The organism is Photobacterium pectinilyticum, from assembly GCF_024357955.1.
Classification (GTDB): Bacteria; Pseudomonadota; Gammaproteobacteria; order Enterobacterales; family Vibrionaceae; genus Photobacterium; species Photobacterium pectinilyticum.
This window is the reverse complement of the sequence record NZ_JANEYT010000011.1, coordinates 87,658-113,860: the sequence shown is the minus strand read 5'-3', so window position 1 is coordinate 113,860 and position 26,203 is coordinate 87,658. Positions and strand designations below refer to the sequence as shown.

At 46.9% G+C, this 26,203-nt stretch carries 22 protein-coding genes; 6 read left to right on the top strand and 16 right to left on the bottom strand.

From position 1 onward, the window contains the following. Positions 1 to 445 (bottom strand): helix-turn-helix domain-containing protein (locus tag NHN17_RS07310; protein ID WP_255041555.1); only part of this gene is annotated, 445 nt, incomplete at its 3' end. A 218-nt stretch (positions 446 to 663) separates the two neighbouring features. On the opposite strand from NHN17_RS07310, the gene NHN17_RS07305 reads away from it, so the two are divergent. After that, complete coding sequence (locus NHN17_RS07305) at positions 664 to 1,086, top strand: hypothetical protein (protein WP_255041554.1); 423 nt, start codon at positions 664 to 666, stop codon at positions 1,084 to 1,086. 653 nt (positions 1,087 to 1,739) lie between these two features. On the opposite strand, the gene btuD is transcribed toward NHN17_RS07305, so the two are convergent. From btuD to thrS, 11 genes are all read right to left on the bottom strand, one after another. Next, a complete protein-coding gene (gene btuD, locus NHN17_RS07300; protein WP_255041560.1) occupies positions 1,740 to 2,501 on the bottom strand; it encodes a vitamin B12 ABC transporter ATP-binding protein BtuD in 762 nt (253 codons plus the stop codon). A gap of 38 nt (positions 2,502 to 2,539) precedes the next feature. After that, a complete protein-coding gene (gene btuC, locus NHN17_RS07295; protein WP_255041553.1) occupies positions 2,540 to 3,532 on the bottom strand; it encodes a vitamin B12 ABC transporter permease BtuC in 993 nt (330 codons plus the stop codon). Between the two features lie 123 nt (positions 3,533 to 3,655). Further along, entirely contained in the window at positions 3,656 to 4,237 is a 582-nt protein-coding gene (locus NHN17_RS07290; protein ID WP_255041558.1) for a sugar O-acetyltransferase, read from the bottom strand. A gap of 184 nt (positions 4,238 to 4,421) precedes the next feature. Further along, positions 4,422 to 5,468, bottom strand: a complete 1,047-nt coding sequence (locus NHN17_RS07285) for a succinylglutamate desuccinylase (RefSeq protein WP_255041552.1) — start codon at positions 5,466 to 5,468, stop codon at positions 4,422 to 4,424. Positions 5,469 to 5,760: 292 nt separating this feature from the next. After that, positions 5,761 to 6,060, bottom strand: coding sequence for an integration host factor subunit alpha (gene ihfA / locus NHN17_RS07280; RefSeq protein ID WP_255041551.1), 300 nt, complete (start codon positions 6,058 to 6,060; stop codon positions 5,761 to 5,763). A 721-nt stretch (positions 6,061 to 6,781) separates the two neighbouring features. Beyond that, the gene (pheT, locus tag NHN17_RS07275) at positions 6,782 to 9,187 is read right to left on the bottom strand and encodes a phenylalanine--tRNA ligase subunit beta (RefSeq protein ID WP_255041549.1); all 2,406 of its coding nucleotides are present in this window, start codon (positions 9,185 to 9,187) and stop codon (positions 6,782 to 6,784) included. Between the two features lie 18 nt (positions 9,188 to 9,205). Further along, complete coding sequence (pheS, locus tag NHN17_RS07270; RefSeq protein ID WP_107297789.1) at positions 9,206 to 10,189, bottom strand: phenylalanine--tRNA ligase subunit alpha; 984 nt, start codon at positions 10,187 to 10,189, stop codon at positions 9,206 to 9,208. 438 nt (positions 10,190 to 10,627) lie between these two features. Further along, positions 10,628 to 10,981: a 50S ribosomal protein L20 gene (rplT, locus tag NHN17_RS07265; RefSeq protein ID WP_107348195.1), complete on the bottom strand. Its 354-nt coding sequence runs from the start codon at positions 10,979 to 10,981 to the stop codon at positions 10,628 to 10,630. Between the two features lie 43 nt (positions 10,982 to 11,024). Continuing rightward, the gene (gene rpmI / locus NHN17_RS07260; RefSeq protein WP_036832349.1) at positions 11,025 to 11,219 is read right to left on the bottom strand and encodes a 50S ribosomal protein L35; all 195 of its coding nucleotides are present in this window, start codon (positions 11,217 to 11,219) and stop codon (positions 11,025 to 11,027) included. 96 nt (positions 11,220 to 11,315) lie between these two features. Continuing rightward, positions 11,316 to 11,867, bottom strand: coding sequence for a translation initiation factor IF-3 (infC, locus tag NHN17_RS07255; protein WP_107348196.1), 552 nt, complete (start codon positions 11,865 to 11,867; stop codon positions 11,316 to 11,318). Between the two features lie 3 nt (positions 11,868 to 11,870). After that, complete coding sequence (gene thrS / locus NHN17_RS07250; protein WP_255041541.1) at positions 11,871 to 13,802, bottom strand: threonine--tRNA ligase; 1,932 nt, start codon at positions 13,800 to 13,802, stop codon at positions 11,871 to 11,873. 397 nt (positions 13,803 to 14,199) lie between these two features. Between thrS and hutC the strand changes: the two genes are divergently transcribed. The 5 genes from hutC to hutH all read left to right on the top strand — a co-directional run bounded on the left by hutC (position 14,200) and on the right by hutH (position 20,814). Further along, the gene (hutC, locus tag NHN17_RS07245; RefSeq protein ID WP_255041540.1) at positions 14,200 to 14,922 is read left to right on the top strand and encodes a histidine utilization transcriptional repressor HutC; all 723 of its coding nucleotides are present in this window, start codon (positions 14,200 to 14,202) and stop codon (positions 14,920 to 14,922) included. 257 nt (positions 14,923 to 15,179) lie between these two features. Beyond that, positions 15,180 to 16,403 (top strand): imidazolonepropionase, encoded by a 1,224-nt coding sequence (hutI, locus tag NHN17_RS07240; RefSeq protein ID WP_255041539.1) that lies wholly within the window; start codon positions 15,180 to 15,182, stop codon positions 16,401 to 16,403. A gap of 10 nt (positions 16,404 to 16,413) precedes the next feature. After that, positions 16,414 to 17,457, top strand: a complete 1,044-nt coding sequence (locus tag NHN17_RS07235) for a formimidoylglutamase (protein ID WP_255041537.1) — start codon at positions 16,414 to 16,416, stop codon at positions 17,455 to 17,457. Positions 17,458 to 17,512: 55 nt separating this feature from the next. Continuing rightward, positions 17,513 to 19,207: a urocanate hydratase gene (gene hutU / locus NHN17_RS07230; RefSeq protein ID WP_255041535.1), complete on the top strand. Its 1,695-nt coding sequence runs from the start codon at positions 17,513 to 17,515 to the stop codon at positions 19,205 to 19,207. Positions 19,208 to 19,281: 74 nt separating this feature from the next. Next, positions 19,282 to 20,814, top strand: a complete 1,533-nt coding sequence (gene hutH, locus NHN17_RS07225) for a histidine ammonia-lyase (protein ID WP_255041533.1) — start codon at positions 19,282 to 19,284, stop codon at positions 20,812 to 20,814. A gap of 87 nt (positions 20,815 to 20,901) precedes the next feature. Here hutH and NHN17_RS07220 read toward each other — a convergent pair whose 3' ends face one another. From NHN17_RS07220 to NHN17_RS07205, 4 genes are all read right to left on the bottom strand, one after another. Further along, positions 20,902 to 21,636, bottom strand: coding sequence for a DUF3726 domain-containing protein (locus tag NHN17_RS07220; RefSeq protein ID WP_255041532.1), 735 nt, complete (start codon positions 21,634 to 21,636; stop codon positions 20,902 to 20,904). Then, entirely contained in the window at positions 21,633 to 23,333 is a 1,701-nt protein-coding gene (locus NHN17_RS07215) for a hypothetical protein (RefSeq protein WP_255041531.1), read from the bottom strand. Before NHN17_RS07215 ends, NHN17_RS07220 begins: the two co-directional genes overlap by 4 nt. A gap of 155 nt (positions 23,334 to 23,488) precedes the next feature. After that, a complete protein-coding gene (locus tag NHN17_RS07210; protein WP_255041530.1) occupies positions 23,489 to 25,078 on the bottom strand; it encodes a BCCT family transporter in 1,590 nt (529 codons plus the stop codon). Between the two features lie 130 nt (positions 25,079 to 25,208). Next, entirely contained in the window at positions 25,209 to 26,198 is a 990-nt protein-coding gene (locus NHN17_RS07205) for a membrane dipeptidase (RefSeq protein WP_255041529.1), read from the bottom strand. Between the last annotated feature and the right edge of the window lie 5 nt (positions 26,199 to 26,203).

The following is a 26,203-nucleotide window of genomic DNA, read 5'->3' as shown; positions in this document are numbered from 1 at the left end:
TTGCTTGGCACTGCTTTGGATGTTTGGAACGAGATGTTATCCATGAGAAGCCCATATGATCCAATAAATAATAAATAGAATCAGGATGATAGTGTTTGCCAAACCTCTGCACTATATAAGCATGAATATCGGCTCCAGTTAACCGGCCACCTTGAGGGTCATGGGCTTTGTCTTTGATGTATTGGCCGAGTTGCTCTTTTTGTGCTGATGTTAAGAATGCGGGTCTGCCTGTCCTTGGCTTTTCTTGTAGCCCTTCGAGACCTTCTTCGAGAAAGGTGTGAACCCATTTATTCACACTGGTTCTACTGACTTTAAGAAACTGAGCAATTTGTGTTCGTGAGTGGCCATCTTTGAAGTGGGCAAGTGCGAGCAGCCTCATTTTCATTTGAATAGATTTTTGTTGGCTTGCTAACTTTTTGAAGTCGATATTATTGAGGCTATCCATAGCGATGTGACTGTCTGAAAGAGTAACCTCAATTAGATCATATTTTTACTTAGATTGGTATAACACAGACCTGGCTTCGAATCCTAACTTGGGTTGTACTTCTTATTTTTATCTCGTACGAAGGCACAAACGAACCGCTAACTTTTGCGTTGCAGCTATCATTGATAACTACAATTGCGCACGAAATATCTGAGTTGTGTTGGCACAACAGGCTATCAATGCTTACTTACTTAGCACTGATCTTGCTTTCAGCCACCTTTCGAGCTGGTGGGATGTGGTGCATTATTGCTAAGGATCCGAGCAACAGTATAGAATTAGTCTATATAACAGCAGCTGCATCCTTAATCGTGCTCACTTGGGTTGGAATCAACCCGGTCACCGATGGAAAACCAAAACTACCATTGGGCCTCTACTCTTTTGCTACGCTAATGCACTCATGGCTAGCTCTAGATATCGTTTTTCACGAAGACAACAACTGGTACCTGTTGCTGGTGACCGCTAGTGCTATTTATATCTACTCGTTTTACCGGTTTTACTTGACCACCTACTACAGAAATAACGAAGAGCACTTATCCTGCCCGCCTAGCACCTTAATTATAGCTAACCTACTGATGGTCATCACTGCGACGTTAACAACCTGATATCCGTCATCAACAGACTTAGGAGCAATAATACATTCGAGGCAGCTTGAATTGATATACAGTTTTAAGAGTGCGTCTTGACATACTTTTTAACCTTTTTCATCGCCATTTGACCTTGAGTGGTGAAAGGTATGACCTAAGCAACGTCATGGTCAGAAAGCCACCTTTTGGTGAACGTTAGAATAATAAGAATGGTGAAAGCCCAAAACAAGAATGAGCAAGAGAATCTAGAGAGGGAAAAAAAGTAAGTATCAGATTTACTACTATAAGAGAGGAAATTAAACGGAAAGCCGATAATTCTTTCAGCAGTAAAGAATGAGCTAAATTGAAGAAGGATAGCTACAGTATATAAACTTATCTTGGCAATAGTACGATTGGTCTTTTGAGTGAAAATTACCATATAGAAACTTAGCCTTGTAAGAAAAGAAAGGTATGTTTATTTATGTCGAACATCAACATTAAAGTCGACAAGCGACGCAGATCGAGGCAAGCGTCACTCCCAAAGTAAGATTCCTGTTGGGTGTCGACTAGAACAAAATTTACCTTTGGCGGGTCCAATATTGTCTGACAAGCCGAACGATTCGAATTGTTTAGAGGACATCCTGCGTATAATCTAAAGACCTATACTCGATATGCTTAATTCGCAAACAGCGTTAATCAGTAAACAATAGACAAGATTTGCCTTCATGCTCAATACGCTGAACTTGCGTAGAAAAGACAGCCTCCAGTGTCTCCACTGTCATTACGTCTTCCGGTTTTCCCTTCACCACACAAGAACCGTTGTTCAATAAAATAACTTTATCCGCCTCCCTCAGAGTGCGGTTTAGGTCGTGGTTCGCCATAACAACCGCTATTCCTTTATTCGCAAGGCGGCGGATAAGCTGGTACATAATCGCTTCTTGACCAATATCCAACGCCGAAGCTGGTTCATCCAATAACAGCAACTGCGCATCGGGATTCAATGTTGGCCAGACCTGAAGGCAGGCAGCAGCCAATCTCACCCTTTGCCATTCCCCCCCGGACAATTGCTGGATATTACGGTTAAGCTTGTCGGTAACTTTTAGCGCTCCACATACCTCATCTAATGCTTCTTGGACATCATTGGCAGCGAGTTCACCAAGAGGTGATAGCGCAAGCGACAGGTAGTGGTATACCCCAACCGCAAACGCTGGCTTATCCTGCTGCGACAAGTAACTGCGCATGCGGGCAAGGCGGGGAAGATCCAACGTAGCAATAGGTTCACCAGCCAAAGTAACGTCACCCTGAGCCTCAACCAAACCAGACAGCATGGAAATTGCACTGCTTTTCCCGCTACCATTTGGACCAATTAAATAAACGATTTCACCGCGCCGGACCGAAAATGAAACCGGTAATAATCGCGGAGGCATCGCCAAGTTTTGAGCATAAAGGATCACAGGTTGTGATTCTGATATTGTTTCCATTCACAACCTTCCTAATCAATGTGCGAACGCAAAAGCATCCAAATAAACACAGGGGCACCTAAGCTGGTGATCACCACCCCGACGGGTAATTCAGCGGCAGGTAACATAACCCTGGCAAGGGTATCCGCTAAAGCCAATAGCAACGCACCGCACAGCGCAGAGAGCGGGAGTAAATAACGGTTCTCGGTCCCAAGCGCCAAACGCAATAGATGCGGGATAACCAGACCAATGAAACCGATCACGCCAGAGATAGCAACCGAGGCGCCCACCAATAACGATACCACCAGAATTAAACGCCAGCGGCTCGCTTCCACATCTAAACCGAGTTGTTTTGCCTGATGCTCACCTAACATCAATAAATCTAATTTGCGACCTTGAAGGCACAGCCAAAGCAGTACCGGCAGGACAAACAACAATAATGTCAGTTGATGCCAGCTCACCCCTGCAACACTTCCCATCAACCAATACATTAGCATTCGAAGGTTCAAGTCATCACTGAAATAAAAAGCCCAAGTAACAGCAGCACCCGACAATATGCCTAGCGCTACCCCAATAAGCAGCAAACGTGCGGTTGAAACCCGCTTACGCCGTGATAAGCCCACAAGAATAAGGGTAAATAGGAATGCGCCCGCCATCGCAGCCACCATCATCAGCAGTGGCGTTGGCGCAAAGGGTAAAACAAACAGCAAGATTACAAGCGCAAGGCTTGCACCTCCGGAAATACCGAGTACTCCCGGCTCGGCCAGAGGGTTACCGAGTAATACTTGTAGCACCGCACCAGAAGCCGCCAGCGAGGCACCAACAGCAATCGCGGCTAATAACCGTGGCATTCGAAGCTGAAGCAACAATTGCTGCTCAAGACCGCTCTGGGCTGACCACGGCCAGATGAAAATTTCACCAACAGAAAGGGAGAGAAAGCAGGCGATGATTAAGGCTATAGCCGCGATGGCAAAACCCATACGCCATCTTGTTTGGCGGCGAAGTAAAAGATCATTTAAGAGCATGAGTGAGAAGGCATAATAAGTAACGACGCTTTACCATACCGTCTCACTCTATAAATGGAAAGCTAGCTTTCATAGAATGCGGTAACAAATTCTCCTAACGGATAACACGTACTGCGAATAGCGCTAAATGTCTATTTTCATGTCCTTATAGTAGAACTCTTTATCATGTTCGCCTATTTCTCTCATCACTTGGCAAGGGTTACCTACTGCGACCACATTAGCTGGGATATTTTTGGTCACGACACTACCCGCACCAATCACACTGTTTTCCCCAATTGTCACTCCTGGCAAAACAATCGCACCCGCCCCAATCCAAACATTGTTGCCAATACGAACAGGAATATTGAACTGGGCAACCTTCTTACGCAACGTCGGTTCAATAGGATGGCCAGCGGTTGCTATCACGACATTGGGGGCAATCATCACATGATCACCAATATATATGTCGGTATCATCAACCAAAGTGAGATTGAAGTTGGCGTAAACAAACTTACCTAGGTGGGTATGCTTACCCCAATTGGCCCTCAGAGGTGGCTCGATATAGCACCCCTCACCCACTTCGGCGAGCAACTCCTTCAATAAGCCTGCCCGCTTTTTTGTCTCAGAAGGACGAGTCTGATTAAAGTCATACAGCTTTTCTAAACACAGTGTTTGCTCAGCGAGCAAATCGTCATCATCAGAACAATAAATCTTCTGGTTTTGCATCCTTTCTCTTAGCGCCAAAGCTGGCTGTTTCTCCTGCTCGGTAGCCGACATTTTATCACTCCAGTTATCGAATTCTGGCATTACTATGCCGAGATAACCTCATGAAGAAAAGCGAATCACACAATCAAAGTACGCCTTTGTGATTCTCGTGAGTTTTATTAAGCATACATTTAAGAACAAGCAGTTAAGTAATAGCTTTAACTTGCCCATCAGTACTAACTTGCACTTCTTTCACCAGTAGACAGGCTCGTTGCCCAATAGCCACTTTCGCGTTAGGAAAAACGATCGTCTCTCCTTCTTCCAGCACATAATATTCAATATCTTTATCACTCCCCAATAAAGTCCCTTGTGGGTACATGGTAAAATTGGCTTGGTCATCAGGAAAGTTCAACATGAAATGCTCGGTCTGCTTCATCAAAGTTCTTGTCACCTTGTAAACAACAAGCTTATCTTGCTGCCATAAATAATCAGGTTTTAACTGGGTGACAAGCTCAACCATAGCGTTATAGAACGGTGATAAGCGCTGCAGATCATTGTGACCAAATGCAGCCACTTTGCCCAACTCAACGGTTAAGGCTTGGGCACCAAAGTACTCAGCGCTATACCAACTGAACGTCGGCGATGGTGCGTTTGACAATAACGCCGCTTCGATTTCAGCCTGCTGCAAAAATACAAACAAATCACGTTGGCGAGTTTGGTTGGTCGAGGATGGGCTGACCACAAACGTATAGTGGGTAGAGCTTCTTATTGCACAGTGCAGATCAAGGTGCCAACGGTATTGCTCTGACTTGCCACCTTGCTGATAAAACTCACTGACAGCAAGTTGCAATTGATTGGCTCGAACACAGTCAGGATTTATTGCTTCATTGCTAGCCCGGAACAATCTGTTCATGTTCTCCTCGACAAAACGTCGATGAAGATTGATAGCCTCAGGGTGACCAATGATGACTAACAGACGATGGACTGGCTGTATTTCACCTGACAAAACTGAGCTTACAAGACGCTGCAGCAGCTCAATGGGGCTGGTTTCATCGCCATGTACGCCAGATGACAGCACAATATCTTTAGAGTATGAGGGGATATCAGCTGGCGTGATCTGAAGAATACCCCGCCCTACGAGAATACACTCGATGCCTGACTCTGTCTGCCAGCGCCCCCACTCTTCCGGCAAGGTCATATCCAATGTTGCTTCAAGAAACTTCCCTTCTTTAACCAGCTGTAGCATTCCCATTAACCACCTCCATATTATTAGCTCGTTTAGCGCTAATGGAATGCATTCATTTTACCGCTGCATTTTTCATATTGAAACCATATAAAAACATAAATTTAACATCACACGCACAACTTATACCAATCTGGATAAGTAGCCCTAAATGCAGGGTGATTGATGATAATGTTATCAAGGGTAAATTGCTGACCTGAGGAGAGGTTCAAGTATCGCGATGGGGAGAGTGATAGTCATAAAAAACCCGGGCAAGTTCTACACACCTTACCCGGGCTCTGTTTTGTCAATGAATTCGCGATTACTGTTGTTCGATTTCGATATTTTCTACGCGAGCTTTCAATTTCTGACCTGGACGGAAAGTCACAACACGGCGGGCCGAGATAGGAATATCTTCACCCGTTTTGGGATTTCTTCCCGGACGCTCATTCTTGTCGCGAAGATCAAAGTTACCAAAACCTGATAGCTTAACCTGTTCACCACATTCAAGCGCTTTCCTAATTTCTTCAAAGAAGACTTCCACCGTATCCTTGGCGTCCCGTTTGCTCAATCCAACATTTTCAAACAGGTTCTCAGCCAAATCGGCTTTTGTGAGCGCCATAGATAATTCCCTCAAGACTATATTGAATGGATTGTAGGGTGACATCAGTCATTCCTACAGCGAATTAGTCGAGTCAGACAGAAGCCAGAAAACGCTAAAATAGCCTGCTTCTCCGCGCTCAATCCTAACTAGAGACAAGTTTATGCCAACTTGCTGATTTCCGCCAACTTTTTTATGTCAACTTATCTTTAAATAATTGATTTTCACTAACACAAATAGACGCATTCCATGCACCTTGTTGTGCTTAATTCGAATAACTACTGGTAAGATTTGCTAAAAAACACCAAAAAAGCGACATATATTGCTGGAATTTCACCTCGAGGTAGAAATTACCTCTACCTATCAGAAAGTTACAGTATTTAGACCCAGATCAAAAAAATTACAACGTTCGGGATAAATTTATAAAACAATGACTTAAAAACACGCCTTTTTCTGCTTCATCTCAATTCGGCCGGAACATTATACCAACCGACATAAATATTTGATCAGTCTTGCAGGTTAAAATCGCTGCTCTCTGCGTTAGAGATTTTGTAATTAGAGCCACTAATTACAAAATCTCTGCCTTGATAACAACGATTTTTCCAGTGCAAATACTTGATCAACGACTTATCCAGATAGGTATGATTTCCCCCCTATCGTTATCAGGTTTATTCATCTGGCAAATTCAAGGCAAAAAAAACCCTGCCTAACTGGCAGGGTTTTTAGCAATCCATCAGCTTAATTAGTCACGAAGTGACGCACCAAACTTCTCTGATACATGGGCAACAATCGCATCAACAGAGCCTGCGATGTCAGCGTCTTCCAGTGTACGCTCAAGAGACTGAAGTGTTAGGGCGATAGCCAAGCTCTTCTTGCCTTCTTCAACGCCTTTACCTACGTAAACATCAAACAGCTTAGCGTCAGTTAGGAATTCACCGCCCGCTTCTAGACAAGCGTTAACGATGTCGCCAGAAGCGACAGCTTCATCAACAACAACCGCAATGTCACGACGGTTAGCAGGGAACTTAGAAAGAGCAACAGCTTCTGGGATCACTTTAGTGTTGATCGCTGACCACTCGATTTCGAACACGATAGTGCGGCCGTTCAGACCGAACTTGCGCTCAAGCTCTGGGTGTACTGTACCGATCACACCCACTTCTTTGCCATCTACAATGATTGCAGCAGATTGGCCAGGATGAAGCGCAGGGTTGTGCTCTTTATTTTCAGAAGAAAGGGCCGCAAAGCTGTATGCCTTCTCGTTAGCAGAAAGCTCAAGAACAGCTTCCAGATCACCTTTTAGGTCAAAGAAATCAACGGTGTTGGTTTCGATGTCCCAATGCTCTTCGCTACGCGTTCCCGCGATAACACCCGCTAGCATAGGCTCTTGGCGCATGCCGTTCTCAGCGTTTTCACAAGGAATGAAACGTAGGCCGTATTCGAACAGGCGAACACGTGGCTGCTGGCGCTTCTGGTTGTGAACAACAGTGTTTAGCAAGCCTTGGATTAGGCCAAGGCGCATAGCTGACATGTCCGCAGAAATTGGGAATGGCAGGATTAGCGGCTCAACACCAGGAACAATCAGTTTCTGCTGTTCTGGTTCAACAAAACTGTATGTGATCGCTTCTTGGTAACCACGGTCAACAAGCAAGTTGCGTACACGCTTAAGCGGAAGATTCGCTTCAACATGATTGTGCATCTTAAGAGCAGCGGCTGGGTTCTGGTTTGGAATGTTGTCGTAACCGTAGATACGGCCAACTTCTTCAATCAGATCCTGCTCGATGGCGATATCGAAACGCCATGTCGGTGCAGTTGCAGTCCAACCCGCTTCTGTTGCTTCAACGCTCAGGCCTAGACGCTCAAGGATCTCAACAACATCGCTATCTGCAATGTGGTGGCCTAGTAGGTTGTCGAGTTTTGTGCGACGTAATGCGACTGTGTTTGGCTTAGGAAGATCTGCTTCAGATTCCTGAGCAACAACAGGGGCAACTTCACCACCACAGATTTCAACTAGAAGCTGTGTGGCACGCTCCATCGCGTTCACTTGCAGTGCGTAATCCACACCACGCTCGAAACGCATTGAAGAATCAGTGTGTAGACCGTAGCTACGAGCACGACCACGGATGTGGTCTGGTGCGAAGAACGCACACTCTAGCAGCACGTCTTTAGTCTCGGTGGTTACACCAGACTCTTCGCCACCGAAAATACCGGCAATCGCAAGCGCTTTGCTGTGGTCAGCCACAACTAGCGTATCTGCGTTTAGCTCAGCGTCAGTGCCGTCTAGAAGAGTTAGCTTCTCACCCTGCTCTGCCATACGAACCACGATGCCACCGTCGATCTTCGCTAGATCAAACGCGTGCATTGGCTGGCCCTGCTCTAGCAGAACAAAGTTTGTGATATCAACAACTGGATCAATTGAACGAATACCACAACGACGTAGCTTCTCTTGCATCCAAAGCGGCGTTTGTGCCTGAACGTTTACGTTCTTAACCACACGGCCAAGGTAACGTGGACACGCAGCAGGTGCTTTCACTTCAATAGAAACAGTGTCGTCGATAGATGGAGCCACTGCTTCTGCAGTTGGTTCTGTCACGTCAGCGCGGTTCAATACGCCAACTTCACGAGCAAGACCACGGATGCTGAAACAATCAGCACGGTTTGCCGTTAGGTCAACGTCAACAGTTACGTCATCTAGACCTAGGAATTCGCGGAAATCAGTACCGTTTACCGCGTCGTCAGCAAGCTCCATGATACCGTCAGACTCAACGTCGATGCCTAGTTCAGTAAATGAACAAAGCATGCCGTGAGAAGGCTGGCCACGTAGCTTAGCTTTCTTGATTTTGAAGTCGCCTGGTAATACTGCACCCACCGTCGCGACAGCCACTTTCAGGCCAAGACGACAGTTAGAAGCACCACAAACGATGTCTAGTAGTTCTTCAGCACCAACATCAACTTTGGTAACGCGTAGTTTGTCAGCATCTGGGTGCTGGCCGCACTCAACAACCTGACCAACTTTAACGCCAGTAAATGTACCAGCAACAGGTAGTACGTCGTCTACCTCAAGGCCAGCCATAGTGATTTGGTGAGTTAGCTCGTCAGTTGTAACCGCAGGGTTTACCCACTCACGAAGCCAAGATTCGCTAAATTTCATAGTGTATGAACCTCTGGATTACTTAAATTGTTTTAGGAAACGAAGGTCGTTCTCGAAGAACGCACGTAAGTCGTTTACGCCGTAACGAAGCATGGTTAGACGCTCAACGCCCATACCAAATGCAAAACCAGAGTATTTCTCAGGGTCGATACCCACACTACGAAGTACGTTCGGGTGAACCATACCGCAGCCTAGTACCTCAAGCCATTTACCGTTTTTACCTTTAACGTCAACTTCTGCAGAAGGCTCAGTAAACGGGAAGTAAGAAGGACGGAAACGCACTTCCACTTCTTCTTCGAAGAAGTTACATAGGAAGTCGTGAAGAATGCCTTTAAGTTGCGCGAAGTTTACATTCTCATCAACCAGCATACCTTCCACTTGGTGGAACATTGGAGTATGTGTCTGATCGTAATCGTTACGGTAAACACGGCCCGGAGCGATGAAACGGAAAGGAGGCTTGCCATTTTCCATCGTACGGATCTGAACGCCAGACGTGTGAGTACGCAACATTAGATCAGGGTTGAAGAAGAAAGTATCGTGGTCAGTACGTGCTGGGTGATCTTCAGCAATGTTCAACGCATCGAAGTTATGGAATGCGTCTTCGATTTCCGGACCAGACTCAGTGTTAAAGCCTAGCTCGCCGAAGAACTGCTCAATACGCTCAACAGTACGTGTTACTGGGTGTAGGCCACCGTTTTCAATGCGACGACCAGGAAGGGTCACATCAATCGTTTCAGCCGCTAGTTTAGCTTCAAGCTCAGCACGCTGAAGTGCGTCTTTACGAGCGACAATCGCTTGCTGAACGGCACCTTTAGCCTTGTTAATTTCCTGACCAGCAGAGCGACGCTCTTCTGGTGGAAGTTTACCCAAACCTTGAAGTTGAAGGGTCAATTCACCCTTTTTGCCCAAATATTGGACACGCACTTCGTCCAGAGCGACTAATGAATCAGCCTGCTCGATAGCTGCCGTTGCGTTGGCAATAATCTCGTCTAGATGTTGCATCGTTTCCTCATCCACCTACAGGTGGCGTCCTTTAGGGAGATATAAATTCGCGTAACGATACATACTAAAGAAACATGCGTCTAAATCCAAACCCAATCGTAAGAAAACCGTTGGATTGCGTGAAAAAAACACCATTTTCTCTCAAGGCTGGCTTAATTGATGGTACCGGCTGTGACTTGTTGCTCTGGAGGGAAACCGACAGCGCACATTATCGCACTCACGATACCCTTAAGCATCGTCTCTAGCATCATTGAAGGGAGAGAGGTTGAGTCGGTTATTGCAGATCAGGATCAACCTGATCCGACAACAAAGTGGCATGGATAATACCAATCAAGATAAGTCGTTGATCAAATATTTATGTAGGTTGGTATTATTATAACCAAACGAAAAAAGGAGAGCCTAGGCTCTCCTTTCAACATCAAACTAAACAGTAATTAATTACTGTGCAGCTTTTGCTTTTTCAACTAGTACCGCGAAAGTAGCTTTGTCGAATACAGCGATATCAGCAAGGATCTTACGATCGATTTCGATAGATGCTTTCTTAAGACCGTTGATGAAACGGCTGTAAGACATACCGTTCTGACGAGCAGCAGCATTGATACGTGCAATCCATAGTTGACGGAAAGTACGTTTCTTGTTGCGACGGTCACGGTAAGCGTATTGACCAGCTTTAGTAACAGCTTGGAAAGCTACGCGGTAAACACGTGAACGTGCACCGTAGTAACCTTTAGCTTGTTTAAGAACTTTCTTGTGACGTGCACGTGCTTGTACACCACGTTTTACGCGAGGCATAGGAGACTCCTAACTAAAATTAAAAAAATAAAACTAAAAACGATTAAGCGAACGGAAGCATACGTGCAACAGCTGCCACTTCACACTTAGGAAGGATAGCGTTTGGACGAAGCTGACGTTTGTTCTTAGTAGTACGTTTAGTCAGGATGTGACGCTTAGTTGCGTGCTTAAACTTGAAGCCACCAGCAGTTTTCTTGAAACGCTTAGCAGCACCTTTGTTGGATTTCATCTTAGGCATGATGAGACTCCGCATTGTTGATAGTTAATAACATAGTAGTAAGGCGAACAAAAGCGCTGCTATAAAGCAGCGCTTTTAGCTACTTGAATGCCTTAATTACTTCTTCTTTGGAGCAAGCATCATCGTCATTTGACGACCTTCTACTCGATTAGGGAAACTTTCAACAACCGCTAGGTCGATTAGGTCTTCCTTAATACGATTTAGAAGCTCGATACCAAGACTCTGGTGGGCCATTTCACGACCGCGGAAACGCAGTGTGACCTTGCCCTTGTTGCCCTCTTCTAAAAAGCGACTCAGGTTGCGCAGTTTTACCTGATAATCGCCTTCGTCTGTACCAGGTCGGAATTTAACTTCCTTGATCTGGATTTGTTTCTGCTTTTTCTTTTGCTCTTTAGCAGCCTTGCTCTTTTCGAACAGGTACTTGCCATAGTCCATCACACGACAAACTGGTGGCTCGGCATTCGGGCTGATTTCAACTAGGTCTACACCAGCTTCATTAGCAAGATTTACTGCTTCTTCAATAGAAACAACACCAACTGATTCACCGTCTAGACCAGTTAAACGTACTTCACGTACGCCACGAATTTCACCATTTAAGCGATGTGCATTTTGCTTAACTGGTGCTTGGGTTCTTCTTCCGCCTTTAATACCTTATTCCTCCACAACATTGAGCTTGCGACTGCTAACTTCTTGCTGCAAGTATGCAACAAGATCGTCAATCTTAAATTTACCCAAATCTTTACCCTTGCGAGTACGTACTGCAATTTCGCCTGCTTCGACTTCTTTGTCACCGCACACGAGCATGTATGGTACACGCTTCAAAGTATGTTCGCGAATTTTAAAGCCAATCTTCTCATTTCTCAAGTCCGCATTGACACGAATTCCAGATTTTTGAAGTTTTTCGACTACTTGTTGAACATATTCTGCCTGGCTATCTGTGATATTCATCACAACCGCCTGCTGAGGCGCCAACCAAGTTGGGAAGAAGCCAGCATATTCTTCAATAAGGATACCGATGAAACGCTCTAGTGAACCTAGAATAGCACGGTGGATCATAACAGGCGTATGACGCTCGTTATCTTCACCAACGTAAGTTGCACCTAGACGTTCAGGGAGTGCGAAGTCTAACTGAACTGTGCCGCACTGCCAAGCCCTATCTAGACAATCATGCAAAGTAAATTCAATTTTCGGTCCGTAGAACGCACCTTCACCCTCTTGAATCTCGTAAGGGATCTCCATTGATTCTAGCGCAAGTTTTAGATCTGACTCTGCTTTATCCCACATTTCATCAGAACCTACGCGCTTCTCAGGGCGTGTAGACAGCTTAACAACGATGTTATCGAAGCCAAATGTCTGATATGTATCGTAAACCATCTCGATACAGCTGGTTACTTCAGCCTGAACCTGCTCTTCTGTACAGAAGACGTGGGCATCATCCTGAGTAAAGCCACGTACACGCATGATGCCGTGTAGTGCGCCAGATGGTTCGTTACGGTGACATGAGCCGAACTCAGCCATACGTAGCGGTAGGTCACGGTATGATTTCAGACCTTGGTTAAAGATCTGAACGTGGCCTGGGCAGTTCATCGGCTTAATAGCATATTCACGGTTCTCAGAAGACGTCGTGAACATTGCTTCTGCGTACTTGTCCCAGTGACCTGAGCGTTCCCAAAGCACGCGATCCATCATTAGCGGACCTTTCACTTCTTGGTAACCGTATTCAGTCAGTTTTTCACGGATGAATACTTCAAGGTCACGGAAGATAGACCAACCATTGTGGTGCCAGAACACCATACCCGGTGCTTCTTGCTGCATGTGGAACAGGTCTAGCTGCTTACCGATTTTACGGTGGTCACGCTTAGCCGCTTCTTCTAGGCGAGTAAGGTGCGCTTTAAGTGCTTTCTTATCATGGAAAGCCGTACCGTAGATACGCTGAAGCATCTTGTTGTCGCTGTTACCACGCCAGTAAGCACCAGCAACGTTCAGCAGTGTAAAGTGCTGACAGAAGCCCATGTGCGGTACGTGTGGACCACGACACATGTCGATGTATTCTTCATGGTGGTATAGGCCCGGGCGGTCATCACGAGAAACGTTCTCGTCAAGGATTTCCACTTTGTACGGTTCGCCACGTGATTCAAACGTATCACGTGCTTCCTGCCAGCTTACCTTTTTCTTGATAACTTGGTATTTGGTTTTCGCCAGCTCTTTCATACGCTTTTCAATCTTTTCAAGATCTTCTTGCGTAAGCGACTCATCGAGGTCGATGTCGTAGTAGAAGCCGTTGTCGATCGTTGGACCAATCGCCATTTTCGCTTCAGGGTAAAGCTGCTTAATCGCGTGGCCAAGAAGGTGAGCACAAGAGTGACGAACAATCTCAAGGCCGTCTACTTCATCTTTGGCAGTGATGATTTCAAGGCTAGCATCTTCTTCGATAAGGTCACACGCGTCGACACGGTTACCATTAACGCGACCGGCAATAGTTGCCTTCGCAAGACCAGGACCGATCGATTGCGCGACTTCCATTGTAGATACTGGGTTGTCAAACTGACGCTGACTGCCGTCAGGAAGAGTAATTACAGGCATGTAAATATCCTTTCACAGTGGTCTTGCACACCAAGCAAGACATGTTGAATTAACAATATAAAGCTATGAGAGCTAAATAAAAGAAGCTCAGAAATCCGGAGCTGCAATACTGAGCAGACCAAAATGGCTGAGCGAAGCAGCAACTATAACAAACGCCTGTGACACTTTGCAAAGCCACGCCTCAATTATTTTCTTATATTCCCAACTCGCTTGGGTACAAGGCAAAAGCTAACGACATAGAGATAAATCACCGCATTGATACGGATCCCAACGTCATAATGATTATCCGCATTGGGTTAGCCTAAGCAAACTGTAGTCATTTCACGGTTGTAGCAATCAATACTTGAAATTAAGGAAGAAAGTTGCTTTGATTTGTATAGGCAATTAGGAAAGTGTTATGGCTCAGTCACCTCGTTATCAGCAAATCAAGACTTACCTATTGGAACGGATTCATGCTCGCCAATGGCCACCCGGTCATAAAATCCCCACCGAGATGGCACTCTCCGAGCAATTTTCGGTCAGTCGTATGACAGCCAATAAAGCCATTACCGAACTGGTAAAGGAAGGTTTCCTCGAACGGACCCCACGGTTAGGCACGTTTGTCTGTAATAAAAAAGCTGAATCGCCATTGATGGAAATCCGCAATATTGCCGATGAGGTCAAAAATCGTGGGCATCGCTATTCATCCGATGTGATCTCACAGTCGACAATTCACGCAACCGAAGATATTGCTCTTCGACTGGGTGTGCGCCAAGGCACAGAGGTATATTTCACCCAAATCGTCCATTTCGAAAATAGCTTGCCGATCCAGCTCGAAGAGCGCTGGGTCAACCCTGAACACGCACCGGCCTATATCAAACAAGACTTCAGTACACAAACACCCAATGAATACTTGGTCAAAGCCTGTCCGCTCAGCGATATTGAGCATGTTGTCGAAGCACTATTACCTCCTCAACGTATTGCCGAGCTGCTCAACGTCAGTCAGTACTCACCCTGCTTGCTGCTCAACCGTCGCACCTGGAGCAACAAAAACTTAATCAGTACCGCCCTACTCTATCACCCGGGCAACAAGTACAAACTCAGTTCGCGAGCTCAAGTAGGTGCGGTGGAAAGTAGCTAGAACAACTCATACAGCTCCTATGCACGTAATCTGTTGCTCATTTTTATTTTGTGCTGGCTAGACCAAGATCAAACGTGCGATCCCTCTCATAACCCAACAATTGTCAGCAATTAATTACAAGTACGATCACATTTCATTTACATCCCACCTTGAATTCCAATATCAAATTGCCTATTTATTTGTATATACATTATGAACTCTAGAAACCGCTTCTAGAAACAACCACTAAAAATAGTCAATAACTTCAGGGTCACGGAATGGATAGAGTGCTGACAAATATCAATATGATCACCCTCGATGGCGATACTGGCTACCAAGTCATCAACGATGCCATGATCGGTATCGAAAAAGACCGTATCGCCTTTGCCGGCCACAAGGAACATTTTGACTGCCATGGGCACCCTGATGTGGTTGATTGCCAGGGAGCACTGGTGACTCCTGGCCTGATTGATTGTCATACCCACCTCGTTTTCGCCGGCAATCGGGCAACTGAATTTGAGCAGCGACTCAACGGCGTGCCCTACGAAGAAATAGCCAAGGCCGGCGGCGGGATCCTGTCGACCGTCAAGGCCACCCGTGAAGCATCGGAAGATACCCTGTACAGGCTGGCCCGCCAGCGCTTGCAAGGGTTGAAGAATGACGGGGTAACAACCGTTGAAATCAAATCAGGCTATGGCCTTACCCTTGATGACGAACTAAAAATGCTCAGAGTTGCCCGACGTATTGGGGAGATGCCTGACATCAACGTATCTACCACCTTGCTGGCAGCCCATGCTCTACCTCCAGAATATTCCGATGATCCCAACAGCTACATCCAGTTCGTCTGTGATGAAATTATCCCGGCCGCCGCCCAAGAAAACTTAGCCGACGCCGTTGATGTCTTCTGTGAAGGCATCGGTTTCAGTACACAACAGTGTCAGCAAGTATTCCGCGCGGCCCAAAAACACGGCCTTGCTCTCAAGGGACATACTGAACAACTTTCCAACCTAGGCGGCAGCGCAATGGCAGCCCGAATGGGCGCCTTGTCTGTCGATCATATTGAATACCTTGATAACGAAGGCGTTGCAGCACTAGCGGCCTGCGGCACCGTTGCCACCCTACTTCCTGGAGCCTTTTACTTTCTCCGGGAGAACCAAATGCCACCGATTGATCAGTTACGTCAACTTAATGTTCCAATGGCGATTGCCACCGACTTCAACCCCGGTACATCCCCTATCGCGTCTATCCGCACCATGATGAATATGGCGTGCACATTCTTCCGAATGACACCGGAAGAATGTCTACAAGGCGTCACCACAAATGCCGCCCAAGCACTTGGGATGAGCGAATTTCGCGGACAAATCCGCGAAGGAATGCAAGCCGATTTAGCAATTTGGAATCTATCTCATCCAGCTGAGCTGTCATACCGCATTGGTGTGCCAGATCTCAAAGCGCGGGTAGTCAATGGTGATCTATTTATTCACCAACACTCAGAGCGATAAGGAGCATCATATGCCAGTTGATATGACGGTCTGGCAAGGTCGTAGCGATCCAGAAGATGGTAGCCTCGGACTACGTTGGCATGAAGTGATCAAGCCTGCTGATGAAGTGAATGAGCCCGGTATCATGCTACTCGGTTTTGCCTGTGATGAAGGCGTATCGCGTAATAAAGGCCGCACCGGTGCCTTTGATGCACCAATAACGATTCGAAGAGCGTTGGCGAATCTAGCTTGGCACCATACCGAACCCGCCTATGATGGTGGTGATATTCTTTGCAACGACGGTAATCTCGAACTTGCCCAGCAACGCCTCGGAGAAGATGTATGCCGCGCCCTTCGCCAAAACCACAAAGTGATTGTGCTTGGAGGTGGTCACGAAGTCGCTTGGGGTACTTTCCAGGGGCTTGGTAACTATTTATTACAAAAACAGCACGTATTGCAAAAGCAACAGACCCCAAAAGATGAGCTAGAACCTGAAGAGTTGGGTATTGTCACTAAAGCACCGAAAATAGGCGTCATCAACTTTGATGCCCATTTTGATCTGCGTAACCCCCCTTCTGGTTCATCTGCAGAGCAAGGCAGTTCTGGTACGCCTTTCCAGCAAATCGCTCGCTTTTGTGAATTACAAGGCTGGCCTTTCAACTATGCCTGTCTTGGCTTGAGTCGAGCCAGTAATACCCAAGCGCTTTATGACAAAGCCGACAGAATGGGCGTGTTGTATTTCGATGATTGCGAACTTACCCACCAGCGATTGCCGCTGATTATCGAATCGCTGGAGCACTTTATTGACCAGTGCGACTACCTCTACCTCACCATAGATATTGATGTATTCCCTGCCAGTACCGCACCGGGAGTCAGTGCGCCTGCCGCGCGAGGCGTCCCACAGGAAATCATCGAACCATTGCTCAACACGGTGCTTTCTGCCGAAACCACCACAGGAAGAAAGAAAGTACTGGTTGCCGATATGGCGGAATACAATCCGCGTTTTGATATAGACAACCAAACCGCACGACTCGCTGCGCGATTGGCTTGGACCATCGCCCGTGCCCTACGTTAATGAACACCGCTGTCTTCTTAAACTATTACATTGACAGCTTTGCAAGGAGAGCCATATGACACAAGATACCCAACCACGCTTGGACGAAAGCCGGACTATCATTGCCCCAACAGGCACTACGCTAAATACCAAGTCATGGTTAACCGAAGCCCCGCTAAGAATGCTGATGAACAATCTGCATCCCGATGTCGCGGAACACCCACACGCTTTGGTGGTATATGGCGGCATTGGTCGTGCTGCAAGGAATTGGCAGTGCTATGACAAAATTGTTGAGGTGTTAAAGCGCCTTGAAGAAGATGAAACCTTGCTGGTGCAATCTGGTAAGCCTGTCGGTGTATTCAAAACCCACAGTAATGCGCCAAGGGTACTCATTGCCAACTCAAACTTAGTCCCACACTGGGCTAACTGGGAACACTTCAACGAACTCGATAAAGAAGGCTTAATGATGTACGGCCAGATGACCGCGGGCAGCTGGATCTATATCGGCTCACAAGGCATTGTTCAGGGCACCTACGAGACCTTTGTTGCCATGGCAAAACAGCACTTTAATGGTGACAGTAAGGGTCGCTGGATCCTCACCGGTGGCCTTGGCGGTATGGGCGGCGCTCAACCATTAGCCGCAACCATGGCGGGCTTCTCAATGCTAGCTGTTGAGTGTGATGAAAGCCGAATCGACTACCGCTTGCGTACTGGCTATGTTGATTGTAAAGCAACCTCATTAGATGAAGCCTTAGCTATCATCGAGGAAGCCAAGCAAACAGGTAAACCCGTTTCTGTTGGTCTACTTGGCAATGCTGCAGATGTGTTCCCTGAAATTGCCCGCCGTGGCATTGTTCCAGATGGCACCACTGACCAAACGTCGGCCCATGATCCGCTAAATGGTTACCTGCCACAGGGCTGGACCATGAAGCATGCAGCAGAGATGCGCCAGCAAGACGAAGCTGAAGTGGTCAGAGCCGCCAAGGCATCGATGGCCGTTCAGGTCAAAGCGATGTTGGCTTTGCAAAAAGCAGGTTCAGCGACTGTCGATTACGGTAATAATATCCGCCAGATGGCCTTTGAGGTCGGTGTTGAAAATGCCTTTGATTTCCCCGGCTTTGTGCCAGCTTATATTCGCCCATTGTTCTGTGAAGGTGTTGGTCCGTTCCGCTGGGCGGCACTATCAGGCGATCCGGAAGACATCTACAAGACAGACCAAAAAGTCAAAGAGCTGATCCCTGATAACCCTCATCTCCACAACTGGCTCGATATGGCCCGCGAAAAGATCCAGTTCCAAGGCTTGCCTTCCCGTATCTGCTGGGTGGGGCTAAAAGACCGTGCCCGTCTAGGTAAAGCCTTCAACGAAATGGTTAAAAATGGCGAGCTTAAAGCGCCAATCGTTATTGGCCGTGATCACCTCGACTCAGGCTCTGTCGCTAGCCCGAACCGTGAAACAGAAGGCATGATGGATGGATCCGATGCCGTATCAGATTGGCCATTGCTCAACGCCCTTCTCAACACCGCGTCCGGTGCGACTTGGGTATCCCTACACCATGGTGGTGGCGTTGGTATGGGCTTCTCGCAACATTCGGGCATGGTTATTGTTTGTGATGGTACTGAAGATGCTGCTGAACGTGTCGGCCGGGTACTTCGCAATGACCCAGCCACAGGTGTGATGCGCCACGCCGATGCCGGTTATGACATCGCAGTTAGCTGTGCCGAGGAACAAGGCTTAGATTTACCAATGATCCCATCAACCCAAAAAAAATAATAAATATACCCAAGTAAATTCATGATGCTTGGTTCAGCGAGAATTACTTGGGTATAACACCCTAAGGACGTTGTATGTACCAAATTGAAATCAACCCGGGAAAATTATCGCTCAAACAGCTGCGACACATCAATCGCCATAAAGTGACATTGTCACTAAACAAATCTGCCTATGACGATATGTTGGTAAGTACCAAAGCCGTAGAACTAGTGATCACAGAAGACAGAGTCGTTTATGGGATCAACACCGGCTTTGGGCTACTTGCCAATACCCGTATCGCGGTCGAAGACTTAGAAACACTACAGCGCAGTATCGTTCTCTCTCACGCCGCTGGCATCGGCAAATTAATGGAAGATCATACTGTCAGGCTCATGATGGCCTTGAAGATCAACAGCCTTGCTCGAGGCTACTCGGGGATCCGTCCTAAAGTCGTTGATGCACTAATAACGCTGGTCAATGCCGAAGTGTACCCGTGTATTCCACAAAAAGGATCCGTCGGTGCGTCGGGAGATCTCGCCCCGCTGGCACATATGAGCACGGTATTACTCGGTGAAGGCCAGGCTCGCCACAATGGCGAAATCATCAGCGGTGCTGCAGCACTCAAGATAGCCGGGCTTGAGCCTATTACGCTGGCACCAAAAGAAGGGCTGGCTTTGCTCAATGGCACCCAAGCCTCAACCGCTTTTGCTCTTGAAGGCTTATTTGCCGCTGAAGATCTGTATGCCTCAGGCACCGTCTGTGGTGCGATGTCGGTAGATGCTGCACTTGGTAGCCGACGACCTTTCGATCCGCGTATCCACCGAGTACGAGGCCATCGTAGTCAAATTGATGCAGCAACAGCTTACCGCCATATGCTAGACAAAGACAGTGAGATTGGCTTATCACATCAGCAATGTGACAAGGTCCAAGATCCCTATTCACTTCGCTGCCAACCGCAAGTAATGGGGGCCTGCTTACAACAAATCCGCCATTCTGCCGATATTCTTGAAATTGAAGCCAATGCCGTTTCGGACAACCCACTGGTATTTGCCGATGATGGTGACATTATTTCGGGTGGTAACTTCCATGCCGAGCCAGTTGCAATGGCTGCAGATAGCCTTGCATTGGCCATTGCCGAGATCGGGAGTTTGTCAGAACGCAGAATGGCGCTGTTAATTGATAGCGGCTTGAGTAAATTACCTCCCTTCTTGGTCGATAATGGCGGCGTAAATTCCGGCTTTATGATAGCCCAAGTTACCGCTGCAGCACTGGCAAGTGAAAACAAAACTCTCGCCCATCCAGCTTCTGTTGATAGTTTGCCGACGTCCGCCAACCAGGAAGATCATGTCTCGATGGCAACCTTTGCGGGTAGAAGACTCAAGGACATGGCAGAAAATACCCGCGGGATCTTAGCCGTCGAATTACTGGCTGCTGCTCAAGGCTTGGATTTCCGCTCGCCGAACCACAGTTCAGAGCGCGTAGAGCAAGCCAAAGAAATGTTACGGGCCCGTGTGAGCTTTTACGATAAGGACCGCTACTTTGCGCCAGATATTGAAAAAGCCAACGAGCTCCTACTGGAAGCACATTACAACACCTTGATGCCTTCGCAACTACTACCGAGTTTATAAGCGCATTAAGGCAAATCGCCCAATGATATAAAAACGCCCCTTATTAAGATTCAATAAGGGGCGTTTTCTTTATTCTTGAGTCGCTAATTACACAATCAGCTCTCCAGCACCTTTGGCCGATGTTTCACTGTTTTCAACCAAGAATACCTTTGCTGCTTGCTTAAGCTGTTGCCAGCCAACGTCGTCAACCTCAATGCCTTCTTTCCACGCCGTGACATAAGTATCCCGCAAGCTTGTTGAGTCAAGTCGAACAAAACCAGTAACACCCGATGAAGACACGCTGAAATCAGCAACCGACAATTCAATTATCATGTCATGATGGCTTTCATCGCTACTAGTTACTTCCTCAGACTGAAACAGCTCTGGGAACACACAGCCCTTATTCAATATGTAACGTGTCTGCTTGGCATCAGAGCCATTTTTCCATTGTGCTTTGCATGCTAGACCTTTGGCCGCTAACTTAACCAACTCGCTGTAAGCGAGCCAACGGTTATGGCAATGGCGGACATGGATGGTTAATGACTTAGTGTGTACCAATTGCTCAACAGCATAATCAAGGATGTTAGGTAAATGACAAACCAAGCTGGAACCATGCATATCGACATCAATACGGTCAGAGGCTGGCTTAGTTAATGTGATCGGGCCATCTTTTTCGCCGGCAAGATAAGGGAGCGCCTTATTAAAGTGTCCAACACCATTAAGGCCGACCATCTGCAAATCAGCCACCATATTGGCAATGACATCCGCTTCACCACAACAACGGCGTAATCCTAAAAATGCCTTGTAAACAGCAGTGACAAGCTCGTTATGGGATACAATCATTTTGCCTCTCCTGCTAGCTCTTGTGCCGATGGCAGAATAGGAAATAACCATCCGCCATCGTGGATTTCATCCAAAAGTGGCGCACCTTGGAAAAAAGTCACTTGAACCCAACGATCTGAGCGCGGGTCGAATTTCGTCGCACCGAATACAGCTAACTTGCAGCGTAGCAGGTGCATAGGAAGTGAAGCCTTGTGCAGTACGTTCATCTGGATGTCACCCATCACTTTGTTGCCAAGTGTCCAGGCCCGCTTTGCAATACCACGATACTCAGGATTTGATAATAAGAACTCAGCAAGAGTGTGTTCAGAATCGGCCTTAAGCAAAGCACCATATAAACAGTATACCTGACGACCAATATCCAAAGGCAGCTCACGCTCCTCCCCAGCTTCTACTCCACGCACTCCAAGTCGGGGCTCCTCTTTATCTTGTGAGCGATACCAGAACCAGTAATTGTTCTCTGGTTGTTGAAAATCCGTTTCAATGGCCCAGCGATACCTGCTTTCAAGCAGCTGTATGAGATCTTGTACTTTCTTACCACTGGTCAGTGACAAAGTTTCATCACCGTTCATTTTATCTTGATATGAATCGGCAATGTCAGGGTAAAGCTCCATCACACAAGAAAGGAGGATTTCCTGCGTTTCCAAACTCATTGCCTGAGATTGGGCGACAACAGCCTGCCAATCCGGAGTCTGATCAACCGCCAAGCCTGTAACTATATTGCGGAAGATCACCAACTCCTCTACTGCCAGCTTGTTCAACTCACGCTGATGTTCATCACTCGTTACTACCTGGGAAAGGTGAGTCTTGGCCTGCGCAAGCAGTTGGCATAATACAATGACTTTGGTTTCATCAAATGGCTGACTCAAGATCTCTGCTAATGCTTCTTCACGAGTAGTCATCCAATTATCAACGATACAAGGGTGATTGATCAGATATGGTGCCATACCCAATCCCGTTGCATTACCCACACCAAGATAACGCTGCAACGAACGGTGAAGAGATACAGCTATTTCTCCACCGCGCTGCTTGGCTAGGTAATCGACCCAATCCAAGCTAAATTCACGTAGCAAATAAACTGCACACATCTGGGCACTGAAAGACTGGTTAAAATCTGGGTTGTCTTCCAGCAATTTGAAATCTGCAATACCAAACTTGCCGTTACCATACACCGCCGTCGTGCGCAGAATATAGCCAACATTTGCTAACTGTTGCGGATCAGGTTGTTGGCCTTGGGCAAGGCTCGAAACTAGGTGATCGAACACCCGCACACTCTTGTTGGCACGTGCCAATACCAAGGCACGGTTTGGATTGCGACCGGCCTCCTGCAAAGGCACATTTGCTTGAAGTTGCGCTAGCAGTTGCGGAGTGACTTCACCATGAACCAAGGCGAGCGTCACGTCCCACTTTTCGGCAATCACACGATCGTTGCGTTCTTCGTCACTGATTTCGTCACAGAACACCACAAGATGATATTGGTTTTCTTGTGTTTCAAGCCGGTAGATAGCGTAGCCATAACCTTCAGGCGACAATTGCCAATCATGTTGATTAACCTGCCAGTTTTTTTGGGCCATTTGACGAACCAAGTAACGAACAAAACTAATACGGTTTTGGTGCATAGCCCCCAACCTTTCAGGCGCCATAACGACTTCTGGTTGACGTAGAGTGTCATCAGATTTCAAGGAACGATGTGCATCCATATTGCTCACCATCAATTTTATAATTATGTTTCTGGTTATAGGCGTCCAACTACCGCCCGGGAATGTTACTCATATATTAGCTGCTGTTTTTCATGCCCCTTTCGAGGCATGATGGATCTATATCTATCTAGAATAAGTACTTATAACGCTTGGTATTAAACCCCTTGCTCTTTGGCCATCTTCATCGCAATTTTCGGTGCATCCCATAGCGACGGCAGTAAAATCAGCGATACCGGTACGGCAGTAATAACGATAAAAGATTGCAGGGCCGACACCCCACCGGAACCAAGGGAAATCAAAATTAAGGCAATCAAACCCATCATTACGCCCCAGAAAGAACGGATAAAGGCATTAGGTTCAGTTTCTCCGCTGATCACCACACTGATGGTATAGGTCATTGAGTCACCGGTAGTGACAATAAAAATGGTTGTCAGTATCAGGAACAGGAGCGATACAATTGTCGGGAAAGGCAGTTGCTGAGTGATAGCCAATAAAGCACCAGGCAAATTAAAGCCTTCGAACCCTTTACTGACTGTGCCTGGGTCGGCAATTTCAAAGGCCACCCCAGTACCACCGACGATGGTAAACCAAAAACAAGTCACCAAAGGTGCAATCACACCAAGAGTCAATACCAATTGGCGGATCGTACGTCCACGGGATATACGCGAGATAAAAATAGCCATCATCGGGCCGTAGCCGAGGAACCAACCCCAAAAAAAGACAGTCCACCAACTTAACCAACCTTCATCACCACGGTAAGTAGACATTGGTATAAAGTTGTCCAGCATGGTACCCACTCCTTGCAGGTAACCATTGACAATAAAGCTTGTTGGGCCGACCAACAAAATGTAAGCCATCAGACCGACAGCCAGAATAATGTTCCAGCGACTGAGAATTTGAATGCCTCGATTCAAACCACTCAGAGCAGAAATGGTATAAATAGTGATGGCAAACAATATGATGATTAACTGGGTGGTAAAGCCATCAGGAATAGCAAACAACACATTAAGGGCATAACTGATCTGCAAACCCAGAAAGCCGATAGGTCCGATGGTACCGGCTGCCACGGCAATAATGCAGCATGCATCGATAGTGGCACCAATGCCACCTTTCAGCGCACGCTCACCCAATAAAGGATAAAGCAAGGTACGAGGCCTCAGCGGTAGACCTTTATCATAATGCAGGTGCATGAACACGATAGACGTCAAGCAGCCTGTAATCGACCAAGCCAAAAATCCCCAATGCATGAAAGATTGCGACAGGCTGTTAATGGCCTGCTGCCATGGCGTCGCCCCCTCACCATATAAAGGTGGCGCACTAACAAAATGAGCTATTGGCTCAGCCGCAGCCCAAAATACCCCACCACCCGCTAGTAAGGTACAGAGCAGTATTGCAATCCAGCGGAAAGCATCTATTTCTGGTTTATCTAAATTACCCAGCCTAACTTGCCCTGTTCTACCTACAGCTAAAGCGATGGCTAATAAGAAAGTCATTAACAGCAATATTTGCCAGTACGGGCCGAAGTATTTCACCGCCCATGAAAAACCCGTGTTGACAATAGTGGAAAGTAATTCGTGGTCAAATATCGCCAGCGCGACAAAAAGTGCTATAAATCCGCCGCTTAGCCACAGAACAGGATTGTTAACACCCAATTTATCGATCAAGGATTCATGTTTGTTTTTCTCTGATTGTAAAGATCCAGTGTTGGTTGCTTCTGGCTTTATTGTATTCGTGAGGTCAGACATCAAGTGTCTCCAGCTGTGAGTGGATTTGTCTGGAATAAATGAATAAATAGCTTAACTAAGATCAATTTGCTTTCGCCGAAGAAAGCAAACGGGCCCTTGAGATTATAGGAGTGATAGGCCCTTTCTGTTCTTACTCCGCAGACTGTAGGCCGCTCTGCAAGAAGTTGAACCAGTTACCCCCAATGATCTGGCCTGCTTCCGCTTCATTGAATCCAGTCTTGATCAGCCCGTTGTAGATGTTTTCCATCCCACGACTACCGCTAAACCAAGGTAAAGCATCAGGCCAGCCTGAATTACCGGCCGAACCCTCACCATAATCCATCGCTTTCGACCAACGGCCATTACGCATCCACTCCAACACTGACTGTGGCTGGTTCAGGCACAAGTCACTACCGATCCCCAAATGTTCGACCCCGACCATATCAGCAGTACGGGCAACCACTTGGCAGAAGTCTTCCAATGAGCACTGACTGCCATTTGGCAAGTGGAACGGGTACAAGCTAAAGCCAAGTAAACCACCACGGTTAGTTAATGCCTTGATAACCGTATCAGATTTATTACGCAGCGCATCATGAGCAAACGTCAGATTAGCATGGCTAATACAGATCGGCCTTGAAGATAAATCTATCGCCTCCAGCGTCGAACGCTCAGCACTGTGCGACATATCAATGACCATGCCGACACGATTCATTTCATCAATAACCTGCTTACCAAAACGGGTCACACCGTTGTCGTTTTGCTCATAACAACCTGTCGCCAGCAGGCTTTGGTTGTTATAGGTCAACTGCATAATCAATAAGCCCTGACGACGCATCACTTCAACTAAGCCAATTTCATCATCAATCGGCGAGCAGTTTTGCGCCCCAAACAAGACTCCGACTTTACCTTGTGCTTTTGCCGCTTCGACATCTGCCATCGACATCACGGGTATAATTAAATCCGCATTTTTCTCGAATAACAGGTTCCATTCGGCAAAGCGGGTTAGCGTTTCTCGTGCATTCTCGTGATACACCAAGGTGGCATGAACCGCATGGATCCCACTTGCTTTCAGCGTTTGGAAATATTCACGATCCCAGTGACAGTACTGCAACCCATCAATGACTATTTGCTGCTGATACATAGGCC

Excerpts from the sequence above, each read along its gene's own strand:
- NHN17_RS07305 (WP_255041554.1), top strand. The coding sequence starts at position 664 with ATGCTTACTTACTTAGCACTGATCTTGCTTTCAGCCACCTTTCGAGCT.
- btuC (WP_255041553.1), bottom strand. The coding sequence starts at position 3,532 with ATGCTCTTAAATGATCTTTTACTTCGCCGCCAAACAAGATGGCGTATG.
- NHN17_RS07290 (WP_255041558.1), bottom strand. The coding sequence starts at position 4,237 with ATGCAAAACCAGAAGATTTATTGTTCTGATGATGACGATTTGCTCGCT.
- NHN17_RS07285 (WP_255041552.1), bottom strand. The coding sequence starts at position 5,468 with ATGGGAATGCTACAGCTGGTTAAAGAAGGGAAGTTTCTTGAAGCAACA.
- ihfA (WP_255041551.1), bottom strand. The coding sequence starts at position 6,060 with ATGGCGCTCACAAAAGCCGATTTGGCTGAGAACCTGTTTGAAAATGTT.
- pheT (WP_255041549.1), bottom strand. The coding sequence starts at position 9,187 with ATGAAATTTAGCGAATCTTGGCTTCGTGAGTGGGTAAACCCTGCGGTT.
- pheS (WP_107297789.1), bottom strand. The coding sequence starts at position 10,189 with ATGCAACATCTAGACGAGATTATTGCCAACGCAACGGCAGCTATCGAG.
- rplT (WP_107348195.1), bottom strand. The coding sequence starts at position 10,981 with ATGCCTCGCGTAAAACGTGGTGTACAAGCACGTGCACGTCACAAGAAA.
- rpmI (WP_036832349.1), bottom strand. The coding sequence starts at position 11,219 with ATGCCTAAGATGAAATCCAACAAAGGTGCTGCTAAGCGTTTCAAGAAA.
- thrS (WP_255041541.1), bottom strand. The coding sequence starts at position 13,802 with ATGCCTGTAATTACTCTTCCTGACGGCAGTCAGCGTCAGTTTGACAAC.
- hutC (WP_255041540.1), top strand. The coding sequence starts at position 14,200 with ATGGCTCAGTCACCTCGTTATCAGCAAATCAAGACTTACCTATTGGAA.
- hutI (WP_255041539.1), top strand. The coding sequence starts at position 15,180 with ATGGATAGAGTGCTGACAAATATCAATATGATCACCCTCGATGGCGAT.
- NHN17_RS07235 (WP_255041537.1), top strand. The coding sequence starts at position 16,414 with ATGCCAGTTGATATGACGGTCTGGCAAGGTCGTAGCGATCCAGAAGAT.
- hutU (WP_255041535.1), top strand. The coding sequence starts at position 17,513 with ATGACACAAGATACCCAACCACGCTTGGACGAAAGCCGGACTATCATT.
- hutH (WP_255041533.1), top strand. The coding sequence starts at position 19,282 with ATGTACCAAATTGAAATCAACCCGGGAAAATTATCGCTCAAACAGCTG.
- NHN17_RS07220 (WP_255041532.1), bottom strand. The coding sequence starts at position 21,636 with ATGATTGTATCCCATAACGAGCTTGTCACTGCTGTTTACAAGGCATTT.
- NHN17_RS07215 (WP_255041531.1), bottom strand. The coding sequence starts at position 23,333 with ATGGATGCACATCGTTCCTTGAAATCTGATGACACTCTACGTCAACCA.
- NHN17_RS07210 (WP_255041530.1), bottom strand. The coding sequence starts at position 25,078 with ATGTCTGACCTCACGAATACAATAAAGCCAGAAGCAACCAACACTGGA.
- NHN17_RS07205 (WP_255041529.1), bottom strand. The coding sequence starts at position 26,198 with ATGTATCAGCAGCAAATAGTCATTGATGGGTTGCAGTACTGTCACTGG.